This is a genomic window from Geomonas silvestris (genome assembly GCF_014193515.1).
GTDB classification, from domain to species: Bacteria; Desulfobacterota; Desulfuromonadia; order Geobacterales; family Geobacteraceae; genus Geomonas; species Geomonas silvestris.
This window is the reverse complement of record NZ_BLXX01000004.1, coordinates 233,653-260,119: the sequence shown is the minus strand read 5'-3', so window position 1 is coordinate 260,119 and position 26,467 is coordinate 233,653. Positions and strand designations below refer to the sequence as shown.

Annotated in this window: 24 protein-coding genes and 1 pseudogene; 13 read left to right on the top strand and 12 right to left on the bottom strand. The window is 63.7% G+C overall.

Features of this window, described 5'->3' with window-relative positions; genetic code table 11:
* The first annotated feature begins 2 nt into the window (after positions 1–2).
* From pgl to GMST_RS09200, 4 genes are all read left to right on the top strand, one after another.
* A complete protein-coding gene (pgl, locus tag GMST_RS09215; RefSeq protein ID WP_183354344.1) occupies positions 3–767 on the top strand; it encodes a 6-phosphogluconolactonase in 765 nt (254 codons plus the stop codon).
* A complete protein-coding gene (locus GMST_RS09210) occupies positions 764–1,051 on the top strand; it encodes a J domain-containing protein (protein ID WP_183354343.1) in 288 nt (95 codons plus the stop codon). Before pgl ends, GMST_RS09210 begins: the two co-directional genes overlap by 4 nt.
* Before the next feature lie 80 nt (positions 1,052–1,131).
* A complete protein-coding gene (locus tag GMST_RS09205; RefSeq protein WP_183354342.1) occupies positions 1,132–1,443 on the top strand; it encodes a hypothetical protein in 312 nt (103 codons plus the stop codon).
* Positions 1,437–2,330: a hypothetical protein gene (locus tag GMST_RS09200; protein WP_183354341.1), complete on the top strand. Its 894-nt coding sequence runs from the start codon at positions 1,437–1,439 to the stop codon at positions 2,328–2,330. Before GMST_RS09205 ends, GMST_RS09200 begins: the two co-directional genes overlap by 7 nt.
* A gap of 40 nt (positions 2,331–2,370) precedes the next feature.
* On the opposite strand, the gene GMST_RS09195 is transcribed toward GMST_RS09200, so the two are convergent.
* Positions 2,371–3,270 carry a hypothetical protein gene (locus GMST_RS09195; protein WP_183354340.1) on the bottom strand — a complete coding sequence of 300 codons (900 nt, stop codon included), beginning with the start codon at positions 3,268–3,270 and terminating at the stop codon, positions 2,371–2,373.
* 314 nt (positions 3,271–3,584) lie between these two features.
* Between GMST_RS09195 and GMST_RS09190 the strand changes: the two genes are divergently transcribed.
* Together GMST_RS09190 and GMST_RS09185 are read left to right on the top strand one after the other, a co-directional pair.
* Positions 3,585–4,430 (top strand): alpha/beta fold hydrolase, encoded by an 846-nt coding sequence (locus tag GMST_RS09190; protein WP_183354339.1) that lies wholly within the window; start codon positions 3,585–3,587, stop codon positions 4,428–4,430.
* Positions 4,431–4,442: 12 nt separating this feature from the next.
* Positions 4,443–5,366: a pirin family protein gene (locus tag GMST_RS09185; RefSeq protein WP_183354338.1), complete on the top strand. Its 924-nt coding sequence runs from the start codon at positions 4,443–4,445 to the stop codon at positions 5,364–5,366.
* 84 nt (positions 5,367–5,450) lie between these two features.
* On the opposite strand, the gene GMST_RS09180 is transcribed toward GMST_RS09185, so the two are convergent.
* The 4 genes from GMST_RS09180 to GMST_RS09165 form a co-directional block, all read right to left on the bottom strand.
* Positions 5,451–5,717 carry a hypothetical protein gene (locus tag GMST_RS09180; RefSeq protein ID WP_183354337.1) on the bottom strand — a complete coding sequence of 89 codons (267 nt, stop codon included), beginning with the start codon at positions 5,715–5,717 and terminating at the stop codon, positions 5,451–5,453.
* Between the two features lie 33 nt (positions 5,718–5,750).
* Complete coding sequence (locus tag GMST_RS09175; protein WP_183354336.1) at positions 5,751–6,440, bottom strand: outer membrane protein; 690 nt, start codon at positions 6,438–6,440, stop codon at positions 5,751–5,753.
* Between the two features lie 132 nt (positions 6,441–6,572).
* Positions 6,573–7,583 (bottom strand): glycosyltransferase, encoded by a 1,011-nt coding sequence (locus GMST_RS09170; RefSeq protein ID WP_183354335.1) that lies wholly within the window; start codon positions 7,581–7,583, stop codon positions 6,573–6,575.
* 56 nt (positions 7,584–7,639) lie between these two features.
* Positions 7,640–11,212, bottom strand: coding sequence for a hybrid sensor histidine kinase/response regulator (locus GMST_RS09165; RefSeq protein ID WP_183354334.1), 3,573 nt, complete (start codon positions 11,210–11,212; stop codon positions 7,640–7,642).
* 779 nt (positions 11,213–11,991) lie between these two features.
* Here GMST_RS09165 and GMST_RS09160 point away from each other — a divergent pair.
* Positions 11,992–12,537: pseudogene (locus tag GMST_RS09160) on the top strand (DsbA family oxidoreductase); the annotation flags it as partial.
* Positions 12,538–12,852: 315 nt separating this feature from the next.
* On the opposite strand, the gene cowN reads toward GMST_RS09160, so the two are convergent.
* The 4 genes from cowN to GMST_RS09140 all read right to left on the bottom strand — a co-directional run bounded on the left by cowN (position 12,853) and on the right by GMST_RS09140 (position 16,167).
* Positions 12,853–13,158 (bottom strand): N(2)-fixation sustaining protein CowN, encoded by a 306-nt coding sequence (cowN, locus tag GMST_RS09155; RefSeq protein ID WP_183354332.1) that lies wholly within the window; start codon positions 13,156–13,158, stop codon positions 12,853–12,855.
* Positions 13,159–13,320: 162 nt separating this feature from the next.
* Positions 13,321–13,749 carry an FKBP-type peptidyl-prolyl cis-trans isomerase gene (locus GMST_RS09150; protein WP_183354331.1) on the bottom strand — a complete coding sequence of 143 codons (429 nt, stop codon included), beginning with the start codon at positions 13,747–13,749 and terminating at the stop codon, positions 13,321–13,323.
* A 351-nt stretch (positions 13,750–14,100) separates the two neighbouring features.
* Positions 14,101–14,913, bottom strand: a complete 813-nt coding sequence (locus GMST_RS09145) for a TOBE domain-containing protein (RefSeq protein ID WP_183354330.1) — start codon at positions 14,911–14,913, stop codon at positions 14,101–14,103.
* Positions 14,914–15,261: 348 nt separating this feature from the next.
* Entirely contained in the window at positions 15,262–16,167 is a 906-nt protein-coding gene (locus tag GMST_RS09140) for a protoglobin domain-containing protein (protein ID WP_183354329.1), read from the bottom strand.
* 451 nt (positions 16,168–16,618) lie between these two features.
* On the opposite strand from GMST_RS09140, the gene GMST_RS09135 reads away from it, so the two are divergent.
* Complete coding sequence (locus tag GMST_RS09135; RefSeq protein ID WP_183354328.1) at positions 16,619–17,575, top strand: GGDEF domain-containing response regulator; 957 nt, start codon at positions 16,619–16,621, stop codon at positions 17,573–17,575.
* Here GMST_RS09135 and GMST_RS09130 read toward each other — a convergent pair.
* Both GMST_RS09130 and GMST_RS22410 read right to left on the bottom strand, forming a co-directional pair.
* Positions 17,544–17,741, bottom strand: a complete 198-nt coding sequence (locus GMST_RS09130) for a Thivi_2564 family membrane protein (RefSeq protein WP_183354327.1) — start codon at positions 17,739–17,741, stop codon at positions 17,544–17,546. The genes GMST_RS09135 and GMST_RS09130 overlap by 32 nt on opposite strands.
* A 70-nt stretch (positions 17,742–17,811) precedes the next feature.
* Positions 17,812–19,014: an alpha/beta hydrolase gene (locus GMST_RS22410; RefSeq protein WP_183354326.1), complete on the bottom strand. Its 1,203-nt coding sequence runs from the start codon at positions 19,012–19,014 to the stop codon at positions 17,812–17,814.
* Between the two features lie 395 nt (positions 19,015–19,409).
* On the opposite strand from GMST_RS22410, the gene GMST_RS09120 reads away from it, so the two are divergent.
* On the top strand, positions 19,410–20,366 hold the full coding sequence (locus GMST_RS09120; protein WP_183354325.1) for a divergent polysaccharide deacetylase family protein: 957 nt from the start codon (positions 19,410–19,412) through the stop codon (positions 20,364–20,366).
* Between the two features lie 94 nt (positions 20,367–20,460).
* Here the strand turns inward: GMST_RS09120 and GMST_RS09115 are convergent, their stop codons facing one another.
* A complete protein-coding gene (locus GMST_RS09115) occupies positions 20,461–21,831 on the bottom strand; it encodes a ParA family protein (RefSeq protein ID WP_183354324.1) in 1,371 nt (456 codons plus the stop codon).
* A 90-nt stretch (positions 21,832–21,921) separates the two neighbouring features.
* Here GMST_RS09115 and xseA point away from each other — a divergent pair, with 90 nt between their 5' ends.
* The 4 genes from xseA to dxs all read left to right on the top strand — a co-directional run bounded on the left by xseA (position 21,922) and on the right by dxs (position 26,445).
* A complete protein-coding gene (gene xseA, locus GMST_RS09110) occupies positions 21,922–23,262 on the top strand; it encodes an exodeoxyribonuclease VII large subunit (RefSeq protein ID WP_183354323.1) in 1,341 nt (446 codons plus the stop codon).
* Positions 23,263–23,349: 87 nt separating this feature from the next.
* Positions 23,350–23,577, top strand: a complete 228-nt coding sequence (locus GMST_RS09105; RefSeq protein WP_183354322.1) for an exodeoxyribonuclease VII small subunit — start codon at positions 23,350–23,352, stop codon at positions 23,575–23,577.
* A gap of 106 nt (positions 23,578–23,683) precedes the next feature.
* Entirely contained in the window at positions 23,684–24,568 is an 885-nt protein-coding gene (locus tag GMST_RS09100; protein WP_183354321.1) for a polyprenyl synthetase family protein, read from the top strand.
* Positions 24,568–26,445, top strand: a complete 1,878-nt coding sequence (gene dxs, locus GMST_RS09095) for a 1-deoxy-D-xylulose-5-phosphate synthase (protein WP_183354320.1) — start codon at positions 24,568–24,570, stop codon at positions 26,443–26,445. Before GMST_RS09100 ends, dxs begins: the two co-directional genes overlap by 1 nt.
* Positions 26,446–26,467 lie beyond the last annotated feature (22 nt).

Sequence of the window (26,467 nt, the reverse complement as noted above, 5' to 3'; positions counted from 1 at the left end):
CCATGGTCATCGTCTACGAGGAGAGGGAAGCCCTAAGCCACGCCGCCGCCCGGCTCTTCGCCGACCAGGCGCTGCAGCGGGCCGGCGAGCGCGGCCGCTTCGCCGCGCTCCTCTCCGGCGGGGAGACCCCACAGGAGTGCTTCGAGCTGCTCGGGAGGGAGCCTCTGCGCAGCAGCGTCCCCTGGGACGCGGTGCACCTTTTCTGGGGGGACGAGCGCTGGGTGCCGGTTAGCGACCCGCGCAGCAACCAGGGGATGGCGCGGCGCGCCTTCATCGACCAGGTCCCCTTAAGCGAGGAGCAGGTGCACGGCATCCCCTTCGCGGACTCGCCGCGGGAGTCGGCGGCACGCTACGACCGGGAGCTGCGCGGCTTCTTCGACGGCGAGGCGCCCCGCTTCGACCTGGTCTTTTTGGGGCTCGGGCCCGACGGCCACACCGCCTCGCTCTTCCCCGGCAACGCCGCGCTCAACGAACGAAACCGCTGGGCCTGCGAGGTTTACCGCTCCGAGCGCGAACTCTACCGGGTGACCGTGACCGCGGAGCTCATCAACCAGGCGGCGCTGGTCGCCTTTCTGGTCGCCGGCCGGGAGAAGGCCGAGATCCTGGCCCGGGTGCTGGAAGGGGAGCGCGAGCTCGACGAGCTCCCCGCCCAACTGGTCCGCCCGGTCCAGGGGAAGCTGCTCTGGCTGGTGGACCGGGAGGCCGCCCGCCTTTTGAGCCGGCATCCGGTTTTGGACAGATCGGCCCCGGAAAAGGTGATCCCATGACCTTCAAGGAACTCTGTCTGGCCCGCGAGGTGTTCGGGCTTAGCGAACGCGCCACGCTTAAGGAAGTAAAGACCCGCCACCGCGAACTGGTAAAACTGCACCATCCCGATGCCGGCGGCGGCGACCCCGCCCAGATCCGCAGGATAAATACCGCCTACCAAGTACTTACCGACTACCTCACCCAGTACAGCTTCTCATTCAGCGAAGCAGAATTCTATGAGCAGAATCCCGAAGAGCGTCTGCGCCGCCAGTTCATGGACGAGTCGCTTTGGGGCGGGCGCTAGCTTTCTTTCTGGCGGCCGATTGTGAAGCGGTTAGAGTGTGCTAATCTTTTCTCATTCTGTGTCTGCCGGGAGGAAAGACAATGCTCAACTGCGAGATAGCGATGAAGGCCGCGGAAACACTGGTCGAGCAGGTGCTCAAAGGGACCCAACCGACCGAAGCCCATATGAAGCAGTGCATCGAGCTGCTCAGGGTGGGAATACGGGAGGTGAACCGCCCCCACATCGCCTGGGGTGCGGGGAACATCCGGGTGATCAGGGACGGTTGGGACGAAGGGCGCTGCACCGAGGCGCTGGAGTACGTGCGCCACGAGCTGGTGCAGCGCTCCGCCGAGGCAGGGGAAAAGATCCTGGAAGACCTGCTGGCCAGGTTCGAAAAGGCGAAGCCGTGCTAACCGCGGCCAAGAAGCTCGCCTACGCCCTGGGGCGCCTGGTCCCGATCGAGCCGCACGACGTGGCCGAGGGGACCAGGCTCTGCCGCATCCTCCAGGGGCACGAGCTCTACACCACCCTGGGGCGCCTCAGCAAGGCGGGCGACGACCCGGAGCAGATCGTGCGGGAGTACCAGGCGGCCAGCGGGGTGCTCAAGGGGGACTCCGCCGGCGAGCGCTTCTACCTTTCCTTAAAGCCGCCGGCGCTGCGCTTTAAGCGCGACCACGCCGCCGCCATCGCCGCAACCGCGTTCAAAAACGGCCATGGCGTCCACTTCGATTCCCACAAGTTCGAGGAGACCGACGCCACCTTGACGCTTCTCGACGAGCTTATCGGCATGCAGCTCTCCGCAGCCGGGGGGAAGCGCCCCTGGAGCTTCAGCCTGTCGCTGCCGACCCGCTGGAAACGCAGTCGCGAGGATGCCCGTTGGGCCGCGCGGCGCGGGGTGCGGGTGAGGCTTGTGAAGGGGGATTTTCCGGCGCCCGCCGGTGAGGAGCTGGACCCCATGGAGGGGTGCTTGGAACTGGTGGACCAGGTGGCCGGCCAGGTGCCGGAGCTCGCCCTGGCGAGCCACGACTGCGCGCTCGCCCTGGACACCGTGATGCACTGCAGAAAGAGCGGGACCAAGGTCTCGCTGGAGCTTTTCTTCGGGCGCCCCTCCACCGCCATGCTGGCACTCGGCAAGGACCTGGGGGTGCCGGTCGGCTTCTACGTCCCGTACGGCGAGACCCTCTCGGTGTACCTGGTGCGCGACCTGGTCTATAACCCGCTCAAACTTCTACGCTCGGACGCGCTGGAGATCTTCGGCACCCGGCAAATGAAGCTGGCCCGCATCGCCCGGGCCCTGTAACCCAAAGGGACGCGGCAGTTTTCGGCGCTGCTGCGCCCGATCACCCTCCTTTCCCCGAAGCTTCGCCTTCCCCGCGCCACTCCCAGGTGGGATGACCGTCCAGGTAGGAACATGCCGTGATGGTGATCAGCTTGCGGTAGCTCTCGTTCATGAAGAGCCTTCCCAAGTGGAGCGCCAGCGGGTTGATCTTCTGGTGCGCCGGGATCCGGAAGATCTTGCACCCCCGGTTGATCTTCGATTCGTCCAGGCTCTTTTTGCCGCAGGGGAACCCGCGGAACAGGTAGCGGGCGCTGGAGGCCGCGGCCATCTCGCGCAGGGTATGCACCATGAAGTCGGTGACCCTGAGCCCCTGGCTCTCGGTGCTGGCGAAGAAGACGTCGTCGATGACGAGCTCCTTGACCTGGTAGGAGATGTCGACGGCCGCGAGACTTCCCTGGTGGTAGGCGCCGAGGACCATGATCTTCGGGTAGTTGAAGAGCGCCTTCCCCCAGGAGGCGAAGATCTCCCGCCGGGTGCGCTCCTTTTTGTAGGTGTAGCGGGTCCGGTCGTAAAACGAGGAGTAGATGGGGTAGGCGGTTTCCACGAACTCCTCCAGGTCGCGGATGCGCCGGGCGCTGAAGTTCTCGGTGCTCTTCTTGATCACCCATTTCTGTTTGGTCGGCAGTTTCTCGGCCGCGTAGCCTTTCAGGTCGTCATAGAGAAAGAGCTTCATGCTGGTGTTGGCGCTTACCCGATCCGGTACCAGGTGCAAGACGCCGCCGATCAGGTGCGGCAACGGGTAGCTCGCCTGGTGCGGGGCTAATTCCTGGAGCGGGTAGAGCGTCCGGAAAAAGTAGGGGCGGGGCTCGATCCACCAGACCCCATTGACCTTGACCACCTTGACACCGCACTCCTTTTGATATCCGGCCAATTCGTCCTGTGTCATCACTTCCCAGGTCATGGTCCGCTCCTTGGCTGTCGCGCCGGTGCTCTGACAGGTTAGATGTGAAACAGTTAATAATGCTATCACAGCTCCGCCCTTGAGACAGTCGGGTAGCCAAAAAAAGATCGGCCTTCTCAAGCTCGGCCGGCAGCAGGATCCAAAGGGTCGGAAGGCTCTGTCAGAAGACCCCCCTTAGGAAAAGGACATCCAGAGGGTAACATCGATTGAAGGGCGGCTGGGTTCTGCTAGTATGGATAGGTTTGACCTTCCAGAGAGCCTCGGGCCCGGCCACTTCCTTCCTCTACAGATCTCGATCAGAAAAGGAGCAGCCTATGCCATATATCCACGTGGGTGAGGAGAATTCCGGCAGTATCGAGCTTTACTACGAAGATCACGGCACCGGCACCCCGGTGGTCCTGATCCACGGCTGGCCCTTGAGCGGAGCCTCCTGGGAGCGCCAGCTGCAGCCGCTTTTAAACGCCGGGTACCGGGTGATCAGCTACGACCGGCGCGGCTTTGGGCACTCCTCCCGCCCCACCGTCGGGTACGACTACGACAGCCTCGCGCTCGACCTGCACCACCTCCTGGCCAAGCTGGACCTGCGCCAGGTGGCGCTGGTCGGCTTCTCGATGGGGGGCGGGGAGGTGGTGCGCTACCTCGGGCGCTACGGCTCGGAGCGCGTCAGGAAGGCGGTACTCATCTCGGCGGTCACCCCCTGTCTGCTCAAGGGGGACGACAACCCCGAGGGGGTGGAGTTGAACGTCTTCGACGGCATCCGCAAGGCGCTCGCCACCGACCGCCCCGCCTTTCTCTCCGGCTTCCTGGCCGACTTCTTCAACGTCGACCAGCTGGGCGGGAAAAGGGTGAGCAGTCAGGCGATCCAGTTCTGCTGGAACGTCGCCGTCGGCGCCTCGCCGCGCGGCACCTACGACTGTGTGGCCGCCTGGGGGACCGATTTCCGTAAGGACCTCTCCAGAATCGAGATCCCGACCCTGGTGATCCACGGCGACGCCGACCGGATCCTCCCGATCGGCGCAACCGGCGTGCGCAGCCACCAGCTGATCCGGGGATCGCACCTGGTCGTGGTGGGGGGAGGGCCGCACGGCCTCATCTGGACCCACGCCGAGAACGTGAACCACGAGCTGCTGCAGTTTCTGGGGGCCGATCAACATCACTAAAGGAGTATTTCCATGACCGTGCGTCGCATTGCCAAGATCTTCAAGAGCCGCCCCACCGTCGAGGGGGCCGGGGTACATCTCAAGCGCGCCTTCGGCTATTCGCAGGTGCCCCTTTTCGACCCCTTCCTCATGCTGGACGACTTCCACAGCGCGAACCCCGCCGAGTACCTCGCCGGCTTTCCCTGGCACCCGCACCGCGGCATCGAGACCATCACCTACGTCCTCGAGGGGGTGGTGGAGCACGGCGACAGCATGGGGAACCGGGGGGTGATCGGGGCGGGCGACGTGCAGTGGATGACGGCGGGAAGCGGCATCATCCACCAGGAGATGCCCAAGGAGAGCCCCTCGGGCGTCATGTGGGGCTTCCAGTTCTGGGCGAACCTCCCGGCCGAGTGCAAGATGATGGCCCCGCGCTACCAGGAGGTGAAGGCGGCCGAGATCCCGGTCACCACGGTGGATGGGGTGCAGATCCGGGTGGTGGCCGGAGAGGTGGCGGGGGTGCGCGGCCCGGTGCGCGACGTGGTGATCGATCCGGAGCTCTTCGACGTCTCGGTCCCGGCGGGGGGCGTCTTCCGCCATACCCTCGCCGACGGTTATACCGCGATCGCCTATCTTTTGGACGGCGAAGGGTTCTTCGACGAGCGGCGCGACCCCTTCGACGTCGAAATGGCCGGCGCCGGTTGGATGGACCTCTCCCGGCGCTGCTGCCTGGGGTCCGAGACCGTGGTACTCTACGAGCCTGAGGGAAACGAGATAAAGGTGACCGCGGCAGACCGCCCGGTGCGCTTTTTGTTCATCTCGGGAAAGCCCTTGAAGGAGCCGGTTGCCTGGTACGGGCCGATCGTGATGAACACCCAGGACGAACTGCGGGTCGCCTTCGACGAGTACGCCAAGGGGACCTTCGTGAAAGAAGTCGGGACGGTGGAGCTCATCTAGGCGGCTTGAACCTGCGGCGGGAACAAAAAGGCGCCCCCCTCAACCGGTGAGGGGAGCGCCTTTTTTGCGGGGTGCCCGGAGCGGTTACCTGACGATCACATTGGGGTTGTTCTCCAGGGTGGGTGGTTCCGTCGGTTTCGGGTTTTCGCATTCGGCGTAGCAGATCCTCAGGTAGCGCTCGCACTGCTCGAGCTGAGCCGCCTGCAGGTCCGGGTCCTGAGCCGGCGGCCGGTTCACGCAGTCGGTGTTCTCGGTTTCACAGCGCGTCCGGCATTCGCCGAAGTCCTCGGCAAAGGCCGTCCCCCAGGCGAGCAACTGGCCCAGCAGCAGGGCCACGACGATTCTGAACATCGCGCACCTCCTTGGCCGGATCCTGGCCGACGGTTAGCGGAACTTGACCCTGAGCCCCACTGTTACGTTGTGGCTCTCGAAGTTGAGCCTGGTCTCTTCCGGGGTGTCCGCGTTGAAGGTCGCCGTCGAGGTGTGGAAGTAGCGGTACCCCAGGTCGAGCGAGAGCACCCGGTTCATGGCGACCTCGACACCGCCCCCCACCTGGTAGGCGAACACCGCGTCGCTGTCGGAGCTGTAGAGGTGGACCCCGCGGGCTCCGCTGGTGAAGTTGGTGCCGGTGGTGTCACTGAGGTTCAGGGAGGCAAAACCGATCCCCCCGCCGAAGTACGGGGTGATCGGCCCCGGGTTGCGCAGGTCGACGAAGAGGTTACCCATCAGCGCCAGGGCCCCGACCCTGCCGTCGATGTCTCCGTAGAAGGACCCGTCGACGCGGTCCACCAGCGACTTGATCTCGGCGTTTTTGTAGGAGACTTCGGCCTCCATGCGCATGATCCCGAAGTCATAGCCGGCGGTGGCGCCGACGTCGACGCTGGGATCGAACTGGATCCGGTCGTCCAGGGCCGGGGTTCGCAGCGGGGTGTTCGAGGAGGCGTCGGTGTTGTTGGGGATGGCGACGCCGGCAAAGCCGGAGATGTAGGGACCGGGACGGGGCGGGGTCGCCAGGCAGACGGTGGGGGCGGCGAGGGCGATCAGGGTGATGACGGCGCACATGCTCCTGTTCATGGCGAATTCTCCTTTGTCAGAGTTCTGCCGCCGGCTGTCCGCGAGCGGAGCCGGCCGCAATCGTAGCTAAGTATACCGCGCCCGTTACCGGCTGCAGGGGGCGCTCAAATTTTCTCATGTGCAAAATCGCCCTCAGGCGACGCTGACGAAATCGACCCCCTCCCGCCAGCCCAAGCCCTGTGCTGTTTTGCGGAATTCCTGGCGGGCGCCGCGCAGGCCGATGGCGGTGAGCATCTTTCTCCCATTAAGGTCGAGTTCCTCGGGGCGCAAGACCGGCGCACCGTGCAAAAGGCGCCCCAGCTTGCGCGGGTCGATGTCCAGCCAGTGCCCCACCCGGATCCCCTCGGCCAACAGGAGCCGCTGCCAGGCGCGCGCCTCGCTCCCGGCACCGGCCAGCACCACCTCCTCCACCCCCGCGAGGAAACCAAGGCGCAGGTGGTGCAGCTTGCAGCGCCTAAGCGCCTGGGCCGTGTACTCCTGCATGGTGCGCGTGGCTCGCTCGGGGTGGTCGCGCCAGAAAAAAAGCGGCTCCTTAAGGCGCGCGAAGCGGACCCCCGCAGCCGCCAGGCGCAGCCACAGGTCGTAGTCCTCGGGCCACCCCAGGTCGCGGTAGCCGGAAAGAGCCCGGACCTGGTCCGTGCGGGCCAGCACCGAGGGGTGCACGAAGGGGGACTCCACGAAGAGGTCCCGCAGGATCTGGTCGTGGTCTTCGAGGGCGTTTTGCCAGCTCTCGTAGTCGAGCATGCCGCGCTTGAGCCCGCCGCGCGGGAAATGGCGGAACCCGCAGGCGACCAGCCCGGTTTCCGGGTGCTCGGCGAGGTAGGCCACCTGGCGCTCCAGGCGCCGGGGGTGGCAGATGTCGTCGCCGTCCATGCGGGCCAGAAGCGGCGCCCGGCAGAGGGCGAGCCCGGCGTTCAGGGCCGGCACCAGGCCGGATCCCGGGAGCCTGAGCACCCGGACCCGGGCGTCGGCGCGCGCGGCCGCCTCGAGGATCTCGGGGGTCTCATCGCGGGAGCCGTCGTCCACGGCGACGAGCTCCCACTGCGTGAAACTCTGGCGGAAAAGTGAGGTGAGGGCGGCCGGCAGGTAGCGCGCTTCGTCGCGCACCGGCATCAGGAGGGAGACGTGGGGGAGCTTGGGCATGGTCCTCTTTCTCTGTGGTACCTGGTTGTGCGGCGGCGCCGCCGCGGGCAGTGCCGCTAGCCGGTCACCTCCCGCCACAGCACCCGCTGGATCTCGTCCCGTAAGTGGCGCACGTTGAACGGTTTCTGGATGAACCCGTTCAGGTCGAGCCCCTGGAAACGGGCCGCCACCTCTTTCTGGCTGTAGCCGCTCGCCAGGAGCACCTTCACCTCGGGGCTCAGCTGGCGCAGCTCTTTGAAGACGCTCAGGCCGTCCATGGTCGGCATGTTCTGGTCCAGCAGCACGAGGTCGATGCGCTGGCGCTCCCTGCGGAAGATCTCCAGGGCCGCCTCGCCGTCGCTCGCGGAAAGCGTCAGGAAGCCGAAGGCCTGCAGCATCGATTCCGAGAGGGTGCGCACCATCTCCTCGTCGTCCACCACCAGGGCCGTCAGGGGGCGCCGGTCGGCCGACTCCGTGAGAGGGTCCTTGTTCCCGGTACTCTCTCGGCGCACGGGGTAGGGCTGCGGGGCGATCGGGAAGAGCAGGCGCATCGCCGTGCCGACCCCGGGGGTGCTCTCCAGCATGATCGCCCCCTTGTGGGCGCGCATGATGCCGAGGGCGGCCGACATCCCCAGGCCGCGACCGGTGAACTTGGTGGTGAAGAAGGGGTCGAAGCTGCGGTACTGGGTGGCCTCGTCCATGCCGCAGCCGTTGTCGCGCACCTCGATCCAGACGTAGGGCCCGGCCGGGAGCTTCTCCTCGATCCGGCTGGCGGCAAGGCTTTCCCGGTCGAACTCCTGGGACCCGGTCCCCAGGGTGATGGTGCCGCCTCCGCTGCCGATCGCCTCGCTCGCGTTACGCACCAGGTTCAGTACCACCTGCAGGACCTGGGTGGCGTCCGCCTGCACCGGTGGGAGGTCGGGAGCCAGGGCCGAGGTGAAGGTGATTCCGCGGGAGACCACGGCGGTCAGCATCGGGCCGTTTTCCCGGATCAGCTCGCTTAAGTCGAGCCGTTTCACGCTCAAGACCCCCTTGCCGGAGTAGGCGAGCATCATGCCGCTCAACTCGGAGGCGCGCACCGTGGCGATCACCGCCTGCTCGAGGTTGCGCCGGACCCGCGCGTCCTCGGGAAGCGCCATGAGCCCCAGGTCGAGGTTGCCCAGGACCACCTGCAAAAGGTTGTTGAAATCGTGCGCGATCCCGCCGGAGAGGACCCCCAGGCTCTCCAGTTTCTGGACGTGCAGGGCCTGGCGCTCCAGGCGCAGCCGCTCTTCCTCCATCGCCTTGCGATCGGAGAGGTCCCGGGCCACCCCGCACAGGAACTCCTTGTCGCCAAAGGAGATGTAGGCGAGCTGCACGTCGACCGGGATGCTGCGGCCGTCCCGGGTGCAGTAGCTCGATTCGTAGTGCCGGTTGCGCAGGGTGCGCAGTTCGGAGAAGAGCAGCGGCCAGTTCTCCCGCGTGGTGGACTGGTCGATCTCGAAGATGGTGCTGTCCAGCAGCTCGTACTGGTCGTAGCCCAGCATCTGGCAGGCGCCCGCGTTGCAGTCGACGATCCGCCCGCAGGGGTCGGCCCACATGATCGGGTCCGGCACCTGGTTCAGGGACTGCTGGGCCAGGCGCAGGGACTCCTCGATCTCGATCCGCTCGGTGATGTCCCGGCTGATGCCGAAGATCCCGACGATCTGTCCCGCCGCATCGAAGACGGGCCACTTGTTGGTGCTGATCCAGCGGCGCTTCCCCTGCGGGTCGCAGGTCGGGTTGATCTTGTTGAACAGCGAGACGCCGTCCCGGAAGATCTGGGCCTCCTCGTCGAGGTAGATCCGGGCGAGCTCCGCCGGGAAGAGTTCGCTGTCGTGCTTGCCGACCAGGTCGCGCCATCGGGCGTGCCCGGTGCTGACGGCTACCGCCTGGCTGCAGAAGCGGTAGCGCGAGTCACGATCCTTGTAATAGACGAAGTCGGAGGTGTTTTCCAGAAAATTCACGAAGTCCCGGTTCAGCTCGCTCAGTTCGGCGGTCCGCTCGGAGACCCGCTGCTCCAGCGTCTCGTTCAGGGCGCGGGTCTGCTGGATCTGGGCGGTGAGCGAGGCGGTGACCTGCTGGAAGTTTCCCATCAGCTGGCGCACCTCCAGCACCGGGCGGTCCGGCCAGCTGATCTGCTGCCCCTCGGCCAGGCGCGCCGGCAGGTCGGCGGTGAGCCGGGTCAGCTCCAGGAACCGGGAGTGGAACAGCCGGCTCAACAGCTCGGCGAGCACCAGGGCGGCCAGGAAGATCGCCAGGATCAGGGCGAATTTCCCCGCGTAGCGCGCCAGGAGCTCGGAGAGGCTGGGGAGCAGCGGCTGTTCGAGGATCAGGCGCCACTCCGAGAAGCTCCCCACCGGGATCTCGACGGTGTAGGCCGAGCGCTTCCAGCGCTGCCAGGCCGGTACCGTCCCCGGCACCTTGGGGACCCACCAGGCGAGCTGGTTGCCGAGCGGGGTCAGGTTCCCGGGGCCGCGCTCGAACCGGGACATCACCTCCTGATCGCCGCGGTTGGAGACGATGACCATGCCGTGCCGGTCCAAGAGGGTGTAGCGGATCTGCGGGCTGTCGAGCGCCTGGTCCAGGATCTGGTGGGCCCGATCCAGGTTGAGGACACCTGCCAGGTGCCCGGCGTACTCCCCCTGGACCAGCACCGGGGCCAGGATGAGGACCCGCGGGGTGCTGCTGTCGATGGTCCCCCGCACCAGCTCCGAGAGCATCGGCTCTTTGCGCTGCCGCAACTGGGGCAGGAAGGGGCGGTCGGCGAAGCTCTTGCCCAGGTTGCTCTGCCCGAAGGGGTCGCTGACCGGCGAGTAGGCGGTGGTAACCGCCTCCCGGTTCAAAAGCCCGATGCGTTGGAAGGAGTAGTCCGAGAGCCTTGCCTGGTCGAGCCGGGCCTGCATCTCTTCGGGGGGGAGGGTGGCGGCTAGCCGCGCCAGGTGGCTCAAGGTTTCCTTGCGGACCTTCAGCCAGTGATCAAGGTTCAGCGAGACGCGGTGGGCGTCGCGCCTGAGGGTCTCCTGGATGGTTGCGGCGCTTGCCCTGAAGTCGGCGCGGCCGCTCAATACCAGCACGATGAGCGAGGGGAACAGGACGAAGCTTGCCAGAAGTTCGTAGATGATGTCGCGGAAGGAGACCGAGATCCGGCGGGTGCCGATTGCATAGGCGGTGAACAACAGGCGGGCCAAAAGGACGTTGGCCAGGCCGTTGAGCGCCAATTTCATGAAGACCAGGGTCGCCTCCGGGGAGGGGAAATGCATGCCGTGGTGGTAGCAGAGGTAGGCCAGCGGCATCCCGAGGGTGAGCCAGAAGACCGTGTCGGCCAAGAGCATCCCCATCTGGCGGCGCAGGACGAGCCACCCGACCACGAGGGTCTCGAGCACCAGGATCAAAAGAGCGTAGGGGTGCTGCCAGAGCAAAAGGGTGTAGCTGCCGGCTGTCAGTGCAACGGCCACGCCGCTCCAAAGGCCGAGAAGCTGCAGTGCCAGCATCGAGAAGGTGCTGCCGAAGAGGACTTCGAGGTTGGGGAAAAGGGGGATGTTGAAGTAATTACCGGCCAGGCCTGCCAGGGAAAGTGCCAGCAGGTGAACGATGGGGTATCTGCCGTGATCGGAACCGTCCGAGGCCATAAAGCATGTCCGAATAAGGGGCCGGGAGCTGAAGGACAATCTTGCACAAAATTGGCAGTCAGTTTTTGTTAGCTATAAGCTTTTGAGAGACAAAAGTCAACACGAATACATAAAAGTATGTTTATCAGCTATTAAGAATATTTCCGATATTTCATAAGTCATAGAGTAGAAGGCGGGCCGGACCGGGTAGTAGGTGCTGTCGATGGAAAACGTAGGACAAAAACGGTCTTTTGAGGGTTTTGTTGAGTCGTTGGAGCTGCACTAACAGTGTCAAAGCATGGTTCAAACAGTTGCAGGGCGCGGATCCATGGCTCTGTGTTGCAGAACCGGGCGTGCTGAAAGTCATGCCTTCCACAACTGTGCTCTAAAGGTTTGCTGATTGAGTAAATCAAATGAGATGCGCCAGGAAACTTGTCGCCGTTTCCGGCGGATCCCGCGGCCTGGGCTCGCGCTCGCCAAAGGGGACCTGGACGCCGGCTTCAGGTGAGTGGAATTCTCTTGTAGCGGGATCAGCGTCGCCGCCGACTCGGCCGGTTTTCGCGGGTTGGCGGCTCCCTCCGGTTACGGAGCCGAACGGGAAGTCGCCGGCGCCAGGAAGCAGTGTTACGCTTGGGAGCCACTTGGCAAACCGTCCTAGCCAGGCCGTGTACTAAATTTCGGCGGTCCCCTTGCCGGCAAACAGGAGCAGGCTACACTCAGACGATAGCTGTTCAAGGAGGTGACTCATGAGAAAGACGGTAGTGGAGGTTTTTTACGATTACGTTTGACCCTGGTGCTATCTCGGTACCGTGCGTACCGACCGCCTTGCCCGGGAATTCCCCGTGGAGTTTCGCTGGTACGTCTTCCCGCTGCATCCCGAGACTCCCGAAGAGGGGATGGAACTCACCGATTTGCTGAAGATCCCTGCGGAGCAGCTTGCGCCGATGCAGGCGCGGGTGCGCGAGGTTGCCGCCGCCGAGGGGTTGCCGCTTGCCGAGCGCAGCCGTACCTACAACAGCCGGCGCGCCCAGGAACTGGGGAAGTGGGCCGAGACCCGGGGTGTGGGGGACGCCTGGCGGCAGGCGGTGTACCGGGCCTTCTTCGTCGAAGGGCGCAACATCGCCCTGGTCGAGGAGTTGGCAAGGCTCGCCGTCGAGGTGGGGCTTGACGGGGAAGCGGTGAAGGCCGTGCTTGCCCAAGAGCGCTTTGCCGCCGCAGTCGATGCCGACTGGCAACGTGCCGAAGAGGCCGGCATCAGCGCGGTTCCCAGCCATATCTGTGAGGGAACCAGGCTGGTCGGCTTTGCGAAATACCAGGATTTCCTGCGGCTGATCGGAAGGGGATGACGGGGTTCTTCAGGGGGGCGCGAGCTTTCCACTGTCCCTGTGGAAAAGCGGGGAGAAGTTGTGGATTCGTTGCCTCAATGTCACGTATCCATGGGCACTTCACCAAGTTGCACAATGATTAAGCAGCTGGTGCAAGTGCCCGTTTTTGCGTGTCAATAGCTAATTCGCCGCTCTCGGGGCTAGCGACGAGTCCGGGAGCGCCGCGTCGGATCGTAACGTTCCGCAGAAAGTGGATAACTTTACGCTGGGAACCGGGAAAAACCCGCGGATGCCGGGAGATTTGGGCTGCTGCGGAGTGAAGCGCCAGTGGGAGTGCTAGCAACTCTCCAGCTCGATTTTTTCCAGGAGCTCCAGCGCGGGAAGATCCTGCTCGTCCTCGAAAAGCTCGCGGATGTTGTTGAGGTACGAGTGAATCAGGAACAACTCGTCCAGCGAACGCCCACCGTTTTCCTCGGGCTGTCCCACCCGGGCCAGTTTCTCCTTGAACTTCTCCCAAAACGGGTTGGTTTTCTCCGGTTCGTCGATGTAGCGGCGCAAGAGCGCCACCAACTGGATCGAATTACGGTCCGCGTCGATACCGGCGAAGGAGACGTACCGGTCCGGTTTCAGCTCGTTGTGCATCAGAACTCCTCAAAAAATCAGTGCTACGTTCTAGGTTCTACGTTCTACGTTGTGCGTTAAGGTCCAGAACGGGTCACACCTGGCTCGAGGTTTCAAACCGCTATCTTGCACCACCCGTCCTCGCCTAAACCTTCACGTAGACATAGAACGTAGAACCCGTTGTTACCCCACCCGGTCCACTCGCAGTGCGAAGCTCAGCTCGCAGCCGGCCAGTGCGTGGTTGCCATCGAGCGTCACTGCACCTTCGTCCAGCCGGATCACCTGCATCACGCGCGATTCCCCCATTTTGAAGTCGATGCTGAGCCTCTGCCCCACGGCAAGTTCCTTCTGCGCTGGAAAAACGCTGCGCGGCACCTTGAGGATGTTCTCGGCCCGGCGCGGCCCGTAGGCATCCCCGGCGGCGAGCACCAGGTTCTTGCACTCGCCGGCACGCATGCCGATGAGCGCCCGCTCCAGTGCCGGGAACACCTGCTCCGCTCCGATGGTGAGGGTGAGCGGGCCGTGCTCCTCGGTGCTGTAGAAGATCGTCCCGTCTTCCAGGGTACCTATGTAACTGATGGTCACCTTGCTTCCTTGGGTTATGTACGCCATGCGCGCTCCTGAAGGGGTCCGGCTGTGGAGGATCTCCGACTCCCGGTGGGTTTCACGCTCTGTGCCAACTTGTTTCCTGGCCAATGTGCAGCAATAACAGACACCTGGCCGTGAGCCGGTGGCGCACGCAGCAGCGAACTGCCGCAAAGTTGTGCAGCTGCTTAGCTAGTGCCCGGTCCCTAGTCAGTACGTCGGGGCGGAGTTGAGCAGGGAGCGAGAACACCCCAAAAGGGTCTGAAGGTTCTTGGTAAAGAGTTCGGACGTGGCGCGGAGGGTTAAGGGTTGGGGTGGCAAAGGGCAAAGGGGGACAGGGGGACAGGGGGACAGCGCCGGCTGCCCCCCCTTGCGGTATCAGTTGACGCCGATGATGACGCTGGAGGCCTTGAACATGGCGCAGGCATGAGTGCCGACCTTCAGGCCAAGGTTCTGCGAGCTGCCGTGGGTGATCACCGAACTTACGGTGTTGCCGCCGCCGATCTCGATGTCGACCTCGGTGCTTACCGGCCCCTCGATGATCTTCGAGATCGTGCCGCAGAAGACGTTGCGGGCGCTGGTCTTCACATCGTGCAGGTCGGTGCCGATGATGATGGAGCTTGCCTTGATGATGGCGTAGGCATCCTTGCCGGTCGTGAGCCCGAGGTTCTCGACGGCGCCGTTGGTGATGACGGCGGTCAGCGGTATCCCCCCCTTGAGCGAGAGGGTGACTTCGGCGTTGACGGCGCCCTTGGTAAGGTTGGTAATCGTCCCTGCGAAGGTGTTGCGTGCGCTCACTTTCATGGAGATTCTCCTTAGAAATTGGAACAGGCCGTTGCTGTCTCCCAGCCTGCTGCCCAGGTTATCCAGCAGGGTGCGAAGCTCCTCCTGGATGATGCGATACTCGGCGATCAGCCGCTTTCCCTCGGCGGTGAGGCTGGTGCCGCCGCCCCCCTTGCCGCCGGTAAGCCGCTCCACCAGCGGTTTTTCTGCCAGGTTGTTGATGGTGTTGATCTGGTCCCACGCCGTTTTGTAGCTGATGCCGACGGCCCGCGCCGCCTTGGTGATGGAACCCAGCTCGTCGATCCGCTCCAGCAATGCGATCCGGTCTCCTCCCAGAAAACGATGATCTTCCCGGTTGAACCAGAGGCTGGAATCAAGATGTACCCCGGTTTTCTTCTTGTCCTGCATGTGCCATTGACCTCGTGCCGATGGACGTTGGTTTCTCCGGGGCAGCCCAGATTCCATCTGGCCCATCATAACAAAGCCAGAAGTATTGTAAAGGCTAGTCGGGCAAGTTCTCTCTTTCTCGACTCTTATCCTCAGTCACAAATTGTGGTTATGGAAGAGACTATATAACGTTTTGATTCACCATGAGTATTATCATTGCAGAGCGAAACTGTCTGATCTGGTGCAGGTCTCTGGTAGTGACGTGTCCAAATAGCATGGTGGGCTCAGTTTGATCTGTTGCTGAGTGTACGACTGTCAGTGGAGCGCCGTTCTGTGTGCTGCCCGGGAAGCACCGGCAAGACGGCAGCGTCAGTCCCGGTGGTTACGCTCGACCTGGCTGCGTGCCACCAGGTAGTAGACAATGCCCAGGATCAGCAGCGTCCCCGCCAGGAAAACCTGGGTGTTCAGGACGTCGTGGCGCAGGGTGGAGATCAGGATCTCGCGGATCAGCGCCACGATGATGACCCCGATGAAGATGAGGATGTTGAACTTGCCCCCCTTGAGCGTCTTTATCTCGTTATCCATGAGTTCGATCATCATCCAGAGGATGAGCAGGGTCCCCAGGGCCGAAAGGATCCCCTTCTCGAAGTCACCCTGGAAGATGTGCACCAGGTCCCAGAGAAAAAGCACCACCACGGAGAGCGAGACCCCGATGAGTGCCAGCACCAGGATGAGGTTCAGCCCGTAGGTGAATCTTTCGGCGGCGTGGATCAGCTTCGACTCCAGGCGGTGCGAGACAAAGACCCTGCGCAGTTCTTCCTCCTGGTACGAGGTGCTCATGATGTCCAGGTTGATGTCCAGGATCTTCTCCATGGCGATCCGGTACTTGCGGCGGTCTTCGATGTTTGGGTAGTTCGCCTGCAACATCTCGATAAGGTGGCGCCGCATCACGTTCATCGCGGCGCTTACGTAGTGGGCACTGACCCCGATGCGCACGTGCGCCTGGCCGATGTGCTGGAGCGTGAGCAGGTACTCGTTGTCATAGGTGCCGCAAAAGACCGAGATGAGCCACTCCGAGTGGGTCTTTTTCAGCTTCTGCAGGTCCTGCTCGTTACGCAGGAATTTCGCGGTCTCCGGGATCTTCAGCAGGTAGTCGTAGAAGGCGTCCATGAGGGCACTGCTGTTGTCGCGAACCAGGGGCTGCAGGTCGCGCAGCAGTCCGGCATCGTTGTCGGTGAAGAAATAGTGGTTTTTCACTTCCTGCATGGTCAGCATGTAAAGGTCTCCGTCATAAAAGATGCGTGCAATGCAGCTGTTCAAAATGATGATTGGACTAGGACACGTGGAGCATGGATGAGAATGAGAGGTGGCCGACTCTTGTGAGGTGTCGGAGTTGCTGCCACCCAATGCCGGGAGTGTCTTGAGGAAAGTAGAGAGGTCCGCACCGCACTGAGCACTAAGACTAACACAGTTTTTCAGGGCTGCATCTGACAGTGAGGGGCGCAAGCGTATACGTGAAGATTAAGGACAGCACGTTATACCGTGAGCAATGTACGTGAAGCTCTGTCAGAAACGGTAACTGCCGAAAATGTCATGTAAAGGCGGTCAAGTTTTGACGCAAGTTGCCGAAGATAGATAGAGTAACAGTCCAGGATTCGGTAGGGCGTTTGACAGCCAGGCGGCAGTCGCCGCAGCTAGTTGCCGAGGGGCTGGAGAGGGAGGGGTAATGCAGATTCTGGTCGCGGAGGACGATGCCGTCACCCGGCGCTTGTTGGAGGTCCACTTGGGGCGCTGGGGGTTCGACGTGGTGGAGGCCCGGGACGGGAGCGAGGCCTGGCAGGTGCTGCAGTCCTCGGAGGCGCCCCGGCTCGCCCTTGTGGACTGGATGATGCCCGGCATGGACGGCCTGGAGCTTTGCCGCAGGATGCGCCGGGGGTCTTGCGACCAGTACACCTATATCATCCTGTTGACCGCCTTAACCGGCGAAGAGAACCTCTGTACCGGCATGGACGCCGGTGCCGACGACTACCTCACCAAGCCGTTCAACGTGAACGAACTGCAGGTTCGGCTGCGTGCCGGCCGGAGGATCGTCGAGTTGCAGGACCAGCTGATCACGACCCGTGAGGTGCTGCGCGAGAAGGCCTCCCGAGACCCGCTGACGGGGCTGTGGAATCACGAGGAGATCGTCGGCTGCCTGGCACGCGAACTCTCCCGCGCCCGGCGCAGCGGGCAACCGGTCAGCGTGGTCATGGCGGATATCGACCACTTCAAGGGGGTGAACGATCGCTATGGTCACCTGGCGGGGGATGTGGTGCTGCGAGCGGTTGCCCAGAAGATGCAGGGCCGGATGCGACCGTATGATTGCGTGGGGCGCTACGGCGGCGAGGAGTTCCTGGTGGTGCTGGCTGGTTGCAGTGCGGAGAGCGCCCAGGCCCTGGCGGAGCGGCTGCGCCTGAGCGTCTGTCGTGAGCCGGTCGATACCCCCGACGGGATCGTCGCCACCTCGTTGAGCCTCGGCGTCGCCACCTGCAGCGACGCCAGTTGCCAGCCTGCCGATTTGATCCGCTCGGCGGACCAGGCACTGTACCGGGCCAAGCGCAACGGGCGCAACCGCGTGGAGGCGAACTTCGGCCCGGAACCCGCACCCGGTGTCATTTCACCTTGCCGACCTGCATCCTGGTGATGTAGTGCAAGAGCCCGAAGACCTGGAGCAGCCAGAGCACGACGACGATGACGACGACCGCGTTCAGGATCGACTTGATCGAGCCGGCCATCGGTATGTACCGGTTGATGAGCCCCAAAAGGACGCCGACCACGATGAGTACGATGATGACGTGAACAAGTGGCATGTCTCAAACCTCCCTTAGTGCGGATCTGCACAATTATCGAAATTTCCCCTGTCATTTCTGAAGTACTGCCTCAGCGTTTCTTGAGGCGCCAATAGCGCCCGGAGACGTCGTTCACCGCCTGCAGCCCGCTGCGCTCGTTGGCCTTTTTCCCGTCATGGATGAGCCGGTGCAGGTCGCTTAGGACCGAGGAACGCTCCCCCTTGGCCTGTGCCGCAAGTGAGGTGTCGACCCGCGAGGCGTCGATGGTGTCGATCCCCTCGTAGATCGGCTGGCTGGGGCCCGAGTCGCCGGCCCGCACGTAGTCCTGGTACTTCTGCGCCGCCTTGAGGGCCGGATCGCGCGACGAGGCGTAGATGGTGGTGCGGATTGAGGCGGCAGTGAGGGCTGGCGCTGTTTCGCTTCGAAAGAGATCGGCGTCCAGGTCCGGTGCCACCAGGACGAGTTCGCGGACCTGCTTGGCCAGCTCCGGGCGCTCCGAATTCAGGTAGATGAAGGCCTTGGTGAGTGCGCGGTTCCCCATGCCATGGCCGATGAGGTAGATGTTTTTCGCCCGTACCTTTAGGGTCAGTTCTTTCAAGAACTCCTTGAGATCGGGTTGGGCCCATTCCACGTCCGATTCGTCGGCGGTGAAGGCGTCGCTGCGTCCCTTCGAGGGCCAACTGAAAAAGGCCGCGACGCCGTCGAGGTTGAGATCCTGGTTCAGTTGCACGGTGCGCCGGGCGGCCTCGGCGAAACCGATGTTGTAGCCGTGCACGAAGACGAGCAGGTTCCGCTTCCCGCTCTTTGAGAGGGCCCCCCTCAGCTGGTTCATGAGCTCCGCGCGCTCCCGCGCCACCACGCGGCGCAGGGCCGGCCTAGATGCAGCTTTCGGGGGCGTGCCGGCCCCCTGAGCCTTGCCGGCTTCGGCGGTGTCGGAAACAATGGCCACTTCGCAGGAACCAAAGCTCAAGGGGCCGCGCTTGGCCGAGAACATCTTGTAGGGGTCGCTGCTACTGGTGCGGGCCCGATCCGTGGCAAAGAAGACCTTGACCACCGCCAAGCTGGGTTGGGGAGGAGCCGGTTGCACCGGCGGCGCCGGGGCCGGTGTGGGGGATGCCGGCAGCGGTTGCGGCGCAGTTCTCGATGGACTGGGGGGCGGAGCGGGCAGCGGGATGGGGGCGGCGTGTTTGCCGGCGATCGGCCGGCCGCAGCCGGTCCACAGCAAAAGGAACGCGAACAGAACGAGTTTCTCCAGGTGCCGAAAAACGAGGTTACGCTGCAGGGGGGGATTCATGGTGTGCCTCCGATGCCCTTTTAAACGCATGAAGCGGCAGGTCAAGCGTCGGAATCCCGGTCGGAGCCGGTTCAGGTCCTGGAAAAGTATAGCGTCCGCTTTTGCATTAGAAACGATCAATTTTAAATTTGCGGAATTTCCGGAGATGAGGCGCAGGGACGAATGATGATTCGCCCCTACACCGTTCTCGAGGTGACCGCCAAATGAACCGTTGCAAGGGATGTAATTGTCCGATTTCCTTTTGCATTACAGTAATCGCTGACCAGTTGGTCAGCAAATAACAGTTGTCAAAACGGAGGCGAACGCTTTATAACCCCAATGAGACGATGCACGCCGTGTCCCTCTATAAGGAGAGCCGGTAGTCACGTACGTTGTGTGATGGGGAGGTTTGCCGATTGGCACGTAGAGGTAAAGCAGTCAACAGACGCAAGGCGCCGGCGGGACGCGGTAAGGGCCCCCTGGTAGCGCTGCTCGTCGTAGCCGTAGTGATCGCCGCCGCAGTGTTTCTGCTCGAGCACGGACGCAAAACGCAGGTTCCTCCCGCTAGGAAGGCCGACCTTCCGGCCGCGCGCGTTAAGATCCCGCCGCGCCCCGAGACCCGGCACGAAGCGCTCTCCAGCTCGCACGCGCCCCACCCCGAGAGCAAGCCGGCCAAGCCGCACCAGGCCGCGCTGCCGCACACAAGCGGTCCGGGGAGGGTAGCCATCATCATCGACGACATGGGAGCGAGCCCTAAGGAACTCCAGGCGCTGCTCTCCATCGAGCTGCCACTCACCTTTTCGGTGATCCCGAGCCTCGCCCATGCCAGGGAGGTTGCCGAAAAGGCCCACGCGGCCGGGCGCGAGGTGATGGTGCACATGCCGATGGAGCCGGAGGGGTACCCGCGCCAGCCCATGGAAAAAGTAGGCGTGCTGGTTGCCATGTCGGATGCCGAGATCGCGAACCGGGTGAACAGCTACTTCCGGACGGTGCCGCATGCCGTCGGGGCCAACAACCACATGGGGTCGCAGTTCACCCAGAGCGCCGAGAAGATGGAGGTGGTTTTGAAGGTTTTGCAGGGGAAGGGGATGTTCTTCGTGGATTCGATGACCTCGCCCGCCTCGGCCGGCCTGCGTACCGCGAAGGCCCTCGGGGTCCGCTGTGCGGCGCGCCAGGTGTTCCTGGACAACGTGCAGGACGAGGCGCTGATCGGCAAGCAGTTGGCCCAGGCGGTCTCCATTGCCCGCAAGAAAGGGTCGGCCATCGCCATCTGCCACCCGCACCCGGCGACGATCAGGGCTCTCAAGGCCCTCATGCCGCAACTGGCCCGCGAGGGGATCACCTTCGTGCCCGCCTCGGCGCTCACGAGCTAGAGGCAGGTTGAGGATACACAAACAAAAAGGCCTCCCGGCTCGATGCCGGGAGGCCTTTTTAGGTATGCGGCACTATGCGAACCGCCCGCCGAATCTACAGCTGGGCCACGATCCGCTTTTTCAGCCGGTTCAGCTCGCGGTAGTTCTCGTCCAGAAGGATCGCCTCCGGGCTTTCGCCGTTTACCGGGTGCACCAGCAAGAAGGCGTCGCGCAGGTTCCCCTCGTAGCCGGCCAAGCTCCCCTGCAAAAGTCCGGTGAACTCGTCGCGCTCCGGCGGAAGCGCGATCGAGTACTGCTTCTTCAAAAGCGAGGTGCCGCGCAGGTCGAAGCGGTGGAAGTCGAGGATGCCGTTCTCCACGTCGGCCGGGTTCAGCACGAACACGGATTCCTGCGCGGTGTGGGCGATCATGAGCCGGGTCGGATCGTCGGCCGGGAGCTCGCGGTCGATCTTGAAGACGGCCCGGATCAGGAACTCGACGAAGCAGTCCGCCTCCATGAAGCCGTTCGAGGCGCCGTCGGAACTCTCGCAGTAGTAGGAAACCCGCGATTCCTTGTCGAGCTGGGCACCGCAGGCAAGGCACTCGCTCTTAAGGCCCGTCAGTCGGGCGAAGTAGGCTTCCTTCTTGCGGGTGTCCTCTTCGGTCAGCCACTTGTCGAACAGGAGCGAACGCGGTTCGTTGGTGCCGTAGAACTCCTCCAGCGCGGTCTGCCCGAGTGCGGTGAACTGGCCGTAGACGTCGGTGCCGCGCCCGTGGGTGAGGATCGGGTAGATGCGGCCTTCCGGGTTGGTGTTCAGGCTCTCGACCTTGGGGCTCTTGGAGATGAAGGTATCGAGGCAGCGGTAGCCTCGGTTGATGGCAAACGCCTTCAAAAGCGTCTTCTGGTCCTTGAACAGGCCGTCGAACTTGATGCGCTCGTCGATCAGGCAGGGGACCAGCGAGAGGCTCTTGCGGTCCAGGCCGCGCTGGTCGAAGAGCTCGAAGATGTTGCGGCAGTTGTCCATGCTGGCCATGTCCTTGATCGGCACGAAGACCCGGTCCGCCGCGTAGAGCGCGTTCTGGGTCATGATGTCGAGGTCCGGACGGGTGTCGACGATGAGCACGCCGGGGATGTTGGAGTTGGCCAGCAGGCGCGCCAGCACCATCGGTCCCTTGAGCGATCCCTTGAGATCCGGGAGCGCCGTCGAGGAGGGAATGAAGTTCACCCCGAACTGCCCGGTATGCAAAAGCTCGCACCCCGGGGTCTCCAGGAGCAGGTCGGCCACGCTGCCGGTGGTCTTTTGCCCCTTGATGGCGAACATCTTGTCGATGGTGAAGTGGTTGTCGAAAGAGAAGATGGAGACGGGCAGGTTCTCGTCGAGGGCTTTCAGGAAAATCGCCAGGTTGGTTGCCAGCGTCGTCTTGCCCACCCCCCCTTTTTCCGAGGAGACGGTGATCACGTACGGGTAATTTTTCATGGCGCGCATACTAGCATCGACAGCGCGCGCCGGTCAACCGGTTTGACACCGTCCGAGGGGCGTGATAGAAACGGTGAGCCGTGCCAAAAAGGGGGAGAAATGGAGCTTTTCCGCGAACGTCGCGTCCTAACCGTCAGCGCTCTGACCTCGCTCATCCGCGACCTTCTTGAGGAAAATTTCGACCAGGTCTGGGTGGAAGGGGAGATCTCCAATTTCGCCTCGCCCCAGTCGGGACACTGCTACTTCACCCTGAAGGATGCCGGCGCCCAGTTGCGCTGCGTGATGTTCCGCACCGCGGCGCGGACCCTGAAGTTCGTCCCCAAGGACGGCATGCGGGTCCTGGTGCGTGGCCGGCTCACCCTGTTCGAACCGCGCGGCGAGTACCAGCTGGTCGCCGAATACCTGGAGCCGCAGGGGATCGGCGGGCTGCAGATGGCCTTCATCCAGCTCAAGGAGAAATTGGCCCGTGAAGGGCTCTTCTCCGAGCTGCACAAGCGCGAGATCCCCAAGCTCCCTCAAAGAATCGGCGTGGTCACCTCCCCGACCGGCGCCGCCATCCGCGACATCCTCACCGTGCTCGGGCGCCGCTTCGCCAACCTGGAGATCCTGATCAACCCGGTCCGGGTACAGGGGGAGGGGGCCGCGCAGGAAATCGCCGGTGCCATCGAGGACCTGAACCGCCTGGGGAACCTGGACGTGCTTATCGTCGGGCGCGGCGGCGGCTCGCTCGAGGACCTTTGGGCCTTCAACGAGGAGGTGGTGGCGCGCGCCATCCACCGCTCCAAGATCCCGATCATCTCGGCCGTGGGGCACGAGGTAGACTTCACCATCTCGGACTTCGTGGCCGACCTGAGGGCCGCCACCCCGTCAGCCGCGGCGGAGCTCGTGGTGCGCAGCAAGAAGGAGCTAACCGCCGAGCTCGACTCCCAGGTGCACCGGCTGCAGATCGCCCAGGTGCGCCGGTTGGAGGGTACCCGCTCCCGGGTCGCCGCGCTCTCCCGCCTGGTGGCCGATCCCAGCCGGATACTTGGGCACCTGAACCAGCGCGTCGATACCCTGGACCAGCGCTTGAGGCGCGAGATGGACCTCACCCTGGGGGACCTGGAGGAGCGGATCGACAGCTTGACCGCGCGGCTCAACCAGCAAAACCCGGCACTCACCCTGCGCCGCACCCAGGAGCGCCTCAGTAACCTCACCCTGCGCCTGGAGCACGCCATCACCCGGCGCATCGTGAGCGCGGGAGAGAGGCTGCGCTTTGCCTCCGGCACCCTGAACGCGGTCTCCCCGCTCGCCGTCCTGGGGCGCGGCTACAGCATCGCCCGCAAGCTCCCAAAGCGCTCCGTGGTGCGCGACAGCCGCGACCTCGCTCCCGGCGACCGCCTGGAACTCACCCTAGCCGCCGGCTCGGCGTTCTTGAAAGTGGAAGAGACCAGCCCCTAGCCCCTGCCTCACCCCCTGCCTCTACTTCCTTGACGCGGGGCGAACAGTCTGTATAATGGGCGTTCATTTTTTTCAAGCGAGGTCCCCATGGCAGGAGAAAAGTTCGAAACTGCTCTCAAAAAACTCGAGGATGTGGTCAAAAAACTCGAGACTGGCGACCTCTCGTTGGAAGAGTCGCTGAAGGCTTTTGAAGAGGGCGTCAAGCAGTCGGCATTCTGCAGCAAGAAACTCAATGAAGCGGAACGTAGGGTTGATGTGCTCCTCAAGCAGCGCGACGGCAGCTTCGTTACCAAACCGTTCGACGAAGTAGATTAAACCGACTAAAAACTGTAGACTCGACATGAGCTCGGTGCGTTGAGTTCATTCCCTTGCCCCGACCGTCACGAGAACCAAAAATCCAATCCAGTTAAGTGAGATATCCATGGACTTGAAAGCATATTTGACCGAGAGATGCCAGATCGTCGACGAGGCGCTGGATCGCTTCCTCCCGCAGGCAACCGAACTCCCCGCATCGTTGCACGGCTCCATGCGCTACTCGGTGTTCGCCGGCGGCAAGAGGGTCCGCCCGGTGCTGATGCTGGCCGCCTGCGAGACGGTTGGGGGCGAGCTGAAAGCCGCGCTCCCCGCCGCCTGCGCCATGGAGATGATCCACACCTATTCGCTCATCCACGACGACCTGCCCGCCATGGACGACGACGACTTCCGCAGGGGCAACCCGACCAACCACAAGGTGTACGGCGAGGCCACCGCCATCCTGGCAGGCGACGCCCTGCTCACCGAGGCGTTCATCCTGCTCTCCCGCGACGAGGCCGGCGACCCGGCTGCCCGGCTCAAGGTGATCCACGAGATCGCCTTCGCCTCGGGCTCGCGCGGCATGGTGGGCGGCCAGGTGGTGGACATGGAGAGCGAAGGGAAGGGGGAGATCGACCTCGCCACCCTCTCCTATATCCACACCCACAAGACCGGCGCCCTGATCCGCGCCTCGGTACGGGCAGGGGCGATCCTTGGGGGAGCCAGTGCCGACCAGCTGAAGGCGATGACCCGCTACGCCGACGCGATCGGTCTCGCCTTCCAGATCGCCGACGACATCCTCGACGTGGAAGGGACCACCGAGGAGCTGGGCAAGGACGCCGGCAGCGACGAGGCGCGCGGCAAGGCGACCTACCCGGCGCTCATGGGGCTCGAGGCTTCCAAGCAGCGCGCCGCCGAACTGGTGGACATGGCGCTCGAGGCGCTTTCCGTCTTCGACGAGAAGGCCGAGCCGCTGCGCCTGATCGCCTCCTACATCGTGAAAAGGAAATCTTGATGCCGAGCATCCTGAACCACATTACCGATCCCGCGCAGATCAAAGGGCTCTCCCTTGCCGAGCTGGAGCAGTTGGCCGGCGAACTGCGCGCCCGGATTATCGAGGTCTGCGCCGCCAACGGCGGACACCTGGCTCCCAGCCTCGGCGTGGTGGAGCTCACCATCGCGCTGCACCGGGTCTTCGACTCCCCCGAGGACAAGATCGTCTGGGACGTCGGGCACCAGGCCTACGCCCACAAGCTTCTGACCGGCCGCAACGACAGCTTCGGCACCCTGCGCACCCTGGGGGGGATCAGCGGTTTTCCCAAGCGCGCCGAATCGCTGCACGACGTCTTCGACGTGGGGCACTCCTCGACCTCCATCTCCGCGGCGCTGGGCCTCGGCGTGGCCCGCGACCTGAGCGAGCGCCACAACAAGGTGCTCGCGGTGATCGGCGACGGTTCCATGACCGGCGGCATCGCCTTCGAGGCGCTGAACCACGCCGGCCACCTGAACAAGGACCTGGTGGTGATCCTCAACGACAACGAGATGTCCATCTCGGAGAACGTCGGGGCGCTCTCAAACCTTTTGTCGCGCACCATCACCTCGGAGTTCGTGCACAAGGCCAAGAAGGACCTCGAGGCCTTCCTGGAAAAGCTTCCCAAGTTCGGCAAGAGCGCCCTGCAGGTCGCCAAGCGCGCCGAGGAGTCGCTCAAGGGGCTCTTCACGCCGGGGATGCTCTTCGAGGCGTTCGGCTTCGAGTACATAGGTCCCATCGACGGCCACAACATCCCGCAGCTTTTGGACACCCTGGAGAGCGTCAAGCGCTTCGACGACGCGGTGCTGATCCACGTTCTTACCAAGAAGGGGAAGGGGTATCCCGCCGCCGAGGCGAACCCGTCCTTGTTCCACGGGGTGGGTCCCTTCGAGCCCGAGACCGGCAAGGTGCTCAAGGGAAAAGGGGGCGCGGCCTCCTACACCGGCATCTTCGGCGAGACCATGAAGAAGCTCGCCGTGGAAAACGACAAGATCGTCGCGGTCACCGCGGCCATGCCCGACGGCACCGGGCTCTCCCCGTTCGGCAAGGAGTACCCGGAGCGTTTCTTCGACGTGGGGATCGCCGAGCAGCACGCCGTCACCTTCGCCGCGGGGCTCGCGGCCCAGGGGCTCAGGCCCGTGGTGGCGCTCTACTCCTCGTTTTTGCAGCGCGGCTACGACCAGTTGGCCCACGACGTCTGCCTGCAGGATCTGCCGGTGCTCTTCGCCATCGACCGCGCCGGCGTGGTGGGGAACGACGGCCCGACCCACCACGGCGTGTTCGATCTCTCCTACCTGCGCCTGCTCCCCGGGATCACCGTCATGGCCCCCAAGGACGAGAACGAACTGCAGCACATGCTCTACACCGGCCTGCAGCTTCCCGGTCCCTCGGCGGTACGCTACCCGCGCGGCTCCGGCTGCGGCGTCCCCATCGACCAGATCTTCAAGGCGCTCCCCGTCGGCAAGGGTGAGCTTTTGCGCCAGGGGAAAGACGGGGCGATCCTTGCCGTGGGGGCCATGGTGCAGCCTGCTCTCGAGGCGGCTGATCTGCTGGCCAAGGAAGGGGTCGAGGTCGCCGTGATGAACGTGCGCTTCGTGAAGCCGCTGGACCGCGAACTGATCCTGAAACTTGCCGGGACCGGCCGACTCTTCACGGTGGAGGACAACGTCGTGCAGGGGGGCTTTGGAACCTCGGTGCTGGAGCTTCTCGAGGAAGAGGAGCTGACCGGCGTCACGGTCACCCGCCTGGGCTACCCGGACAGTTTCGTAGAACAGGGCGAGCAGGCCGAACTGCGGGCGAGCTACGGGCTCGACGCCGCCGGCATCGGCAACTCCGTGCGGGGTGTCGTAACGAGGGCGTGACCCAACTGTCTGACCAAGAGGT

Coding starts and splice junctions, on each gene's coding strand:
- GMST_RS09185 (WP_183354338.1), top strand. CDS start 4,443: ATGACCGTGCGTCGCATTGCCAAGATCTTCAAGAGCCGCCCCACCGTC.
- GMST_RS22410 (WP_183354326.1), bottom strand. CDS start 19,014: ATGAATCCCCCCCTGCAGCGTAACCTCGTTTTTCGGCACCTGGAGAAA.
- GMST_RS09190 (WP_183354339.1), top strand. CDS start 3,585: ATGCCATATATCCACGTGGGTGAGGAGAATTCCGGCAGTATCGAGCTT.
- cowN (WP_183354332.1), bottom strand. CDS start 13,158: ATGCACAACGAGCTGAAACCGGACCGGTACGTCTCCTTCGCCGGTATC.
- GMST_RS09170 (WP_183354335.1), bottom strand. CDS start 7,583: ATGCCCAAGCTCCCCCACGTCTCCCTCCTGATGCCGGTGCGCGACGAA.
- GMST_RS09135 (WP_183354328.1), top strand. CDS start 16,619: ATGCAGATTCTGGTCGCGGAGGACGATGCCGTCACCCGGCGCTTGTTG.
- GMST_RS09140 (WP_183354329.1), bottom strand. CDS start 16,167: ATGCTGACCATGCAGGAAGTGAAAAACCACTATTTCTTCACCGACAAC.
- xseA (WP_183354323.1), top strand. CDS start 21,922: ATGGAGCTTTTCCGCGAACGTCGCGTCCTAACCGTCAGCGCTCTGACC.
- GMST_RS09150 (WP_183354331.1), bottom strand. CDS start 13,749: ATGGCGTACATAACCCAAGGAAGCAAGGTGACCATCAGTTACATAGGT.
- GMST_RS09100 (WP_183354321.1), top strand. CDS start 23,684: ATGGACTTGAAAGCATATTTGACCGAGAGATGCCAGATCGTCGACGAG.
- GMST_RS09145 (WP_183354330.1), bottom strand. CDS start 14,913: ATGCAGGACAAGAAGAAAACCGGGGTACATCTTGATTCCAGCCTCTGG.
- GMST_RS09210 (WP_183354343.1), top strand. CDS start 764: ATGACCTTCAAGGAACTCTGTCTGGCCCGCGAGGTGTTCGGGCTTAGC.
- GMST_RS09165 (WP_183354334.1), bottom strand. CDS start 11,212: ATGGCCTCGGACGGTTCCGATCACGGCAGATACCCCATCGTTCACCTG.
- GMST_RS09175 (WP_183354336.1), bottom strand. CDS start 6,440: ATGAACAGGAGCATGTGCGCCGTCATCACCCTGATCGCCCTCGCCGCC.
- GMST_RS09115 (WP_183354324.1), bottom strand. CDS start 21,831: ATGCGCGCCATGAAAAATTACCCGTACGTGATCACCGTCTCCTCGGAA.
- pgl (WP_183354344.1), top strand. CDS start 3: ATGGTCATCGTCTACGAGGAGAGGGAAGCCCTAAGCCACGCCGCCGCC.
- GMST_RS09195 (WP_183354340.1), bottom strand. CDS start 3,270: ATGACCTGGGAAGTGATGACACAGGACGAATTGGCCGGATATCAAAAG.
- dxs (WP_183354320.1), top strand. CDS start 24,568: ATGCCGAGCATCCTGAACCACATTACCGATCCCGCGCAGATCAAAGGG.
- GMST_RS09180 (WP_183354337.1), bottom strand. CDS start 5,717: ATGTTCAGAATCGTCGTGGCCCTGCTGCTGGGCCAGTTGCTCGCCTGG.
- GMST_RS09105 (WP_183354322.1), top strand. CDS start 23,350: ATGGCAGGAGAAAAGTTCGAAACTGCTCTCAAAAAACTCGAGGATGTG.
- GMST_RS09130 (WP_183354327.1), bottom strand. CDS start 17,741: ATGCCACTTGTTCACGTCATCATCGTACTCATCGTGGTCGGCGTCCTT.
- GMST_RS09205 (WP_183354342.1), top strand. CDS start 1,132: ATGCTCAACTGCGAGATAGCGATGAAGGCCGCGGAAACACTGGTCGAG.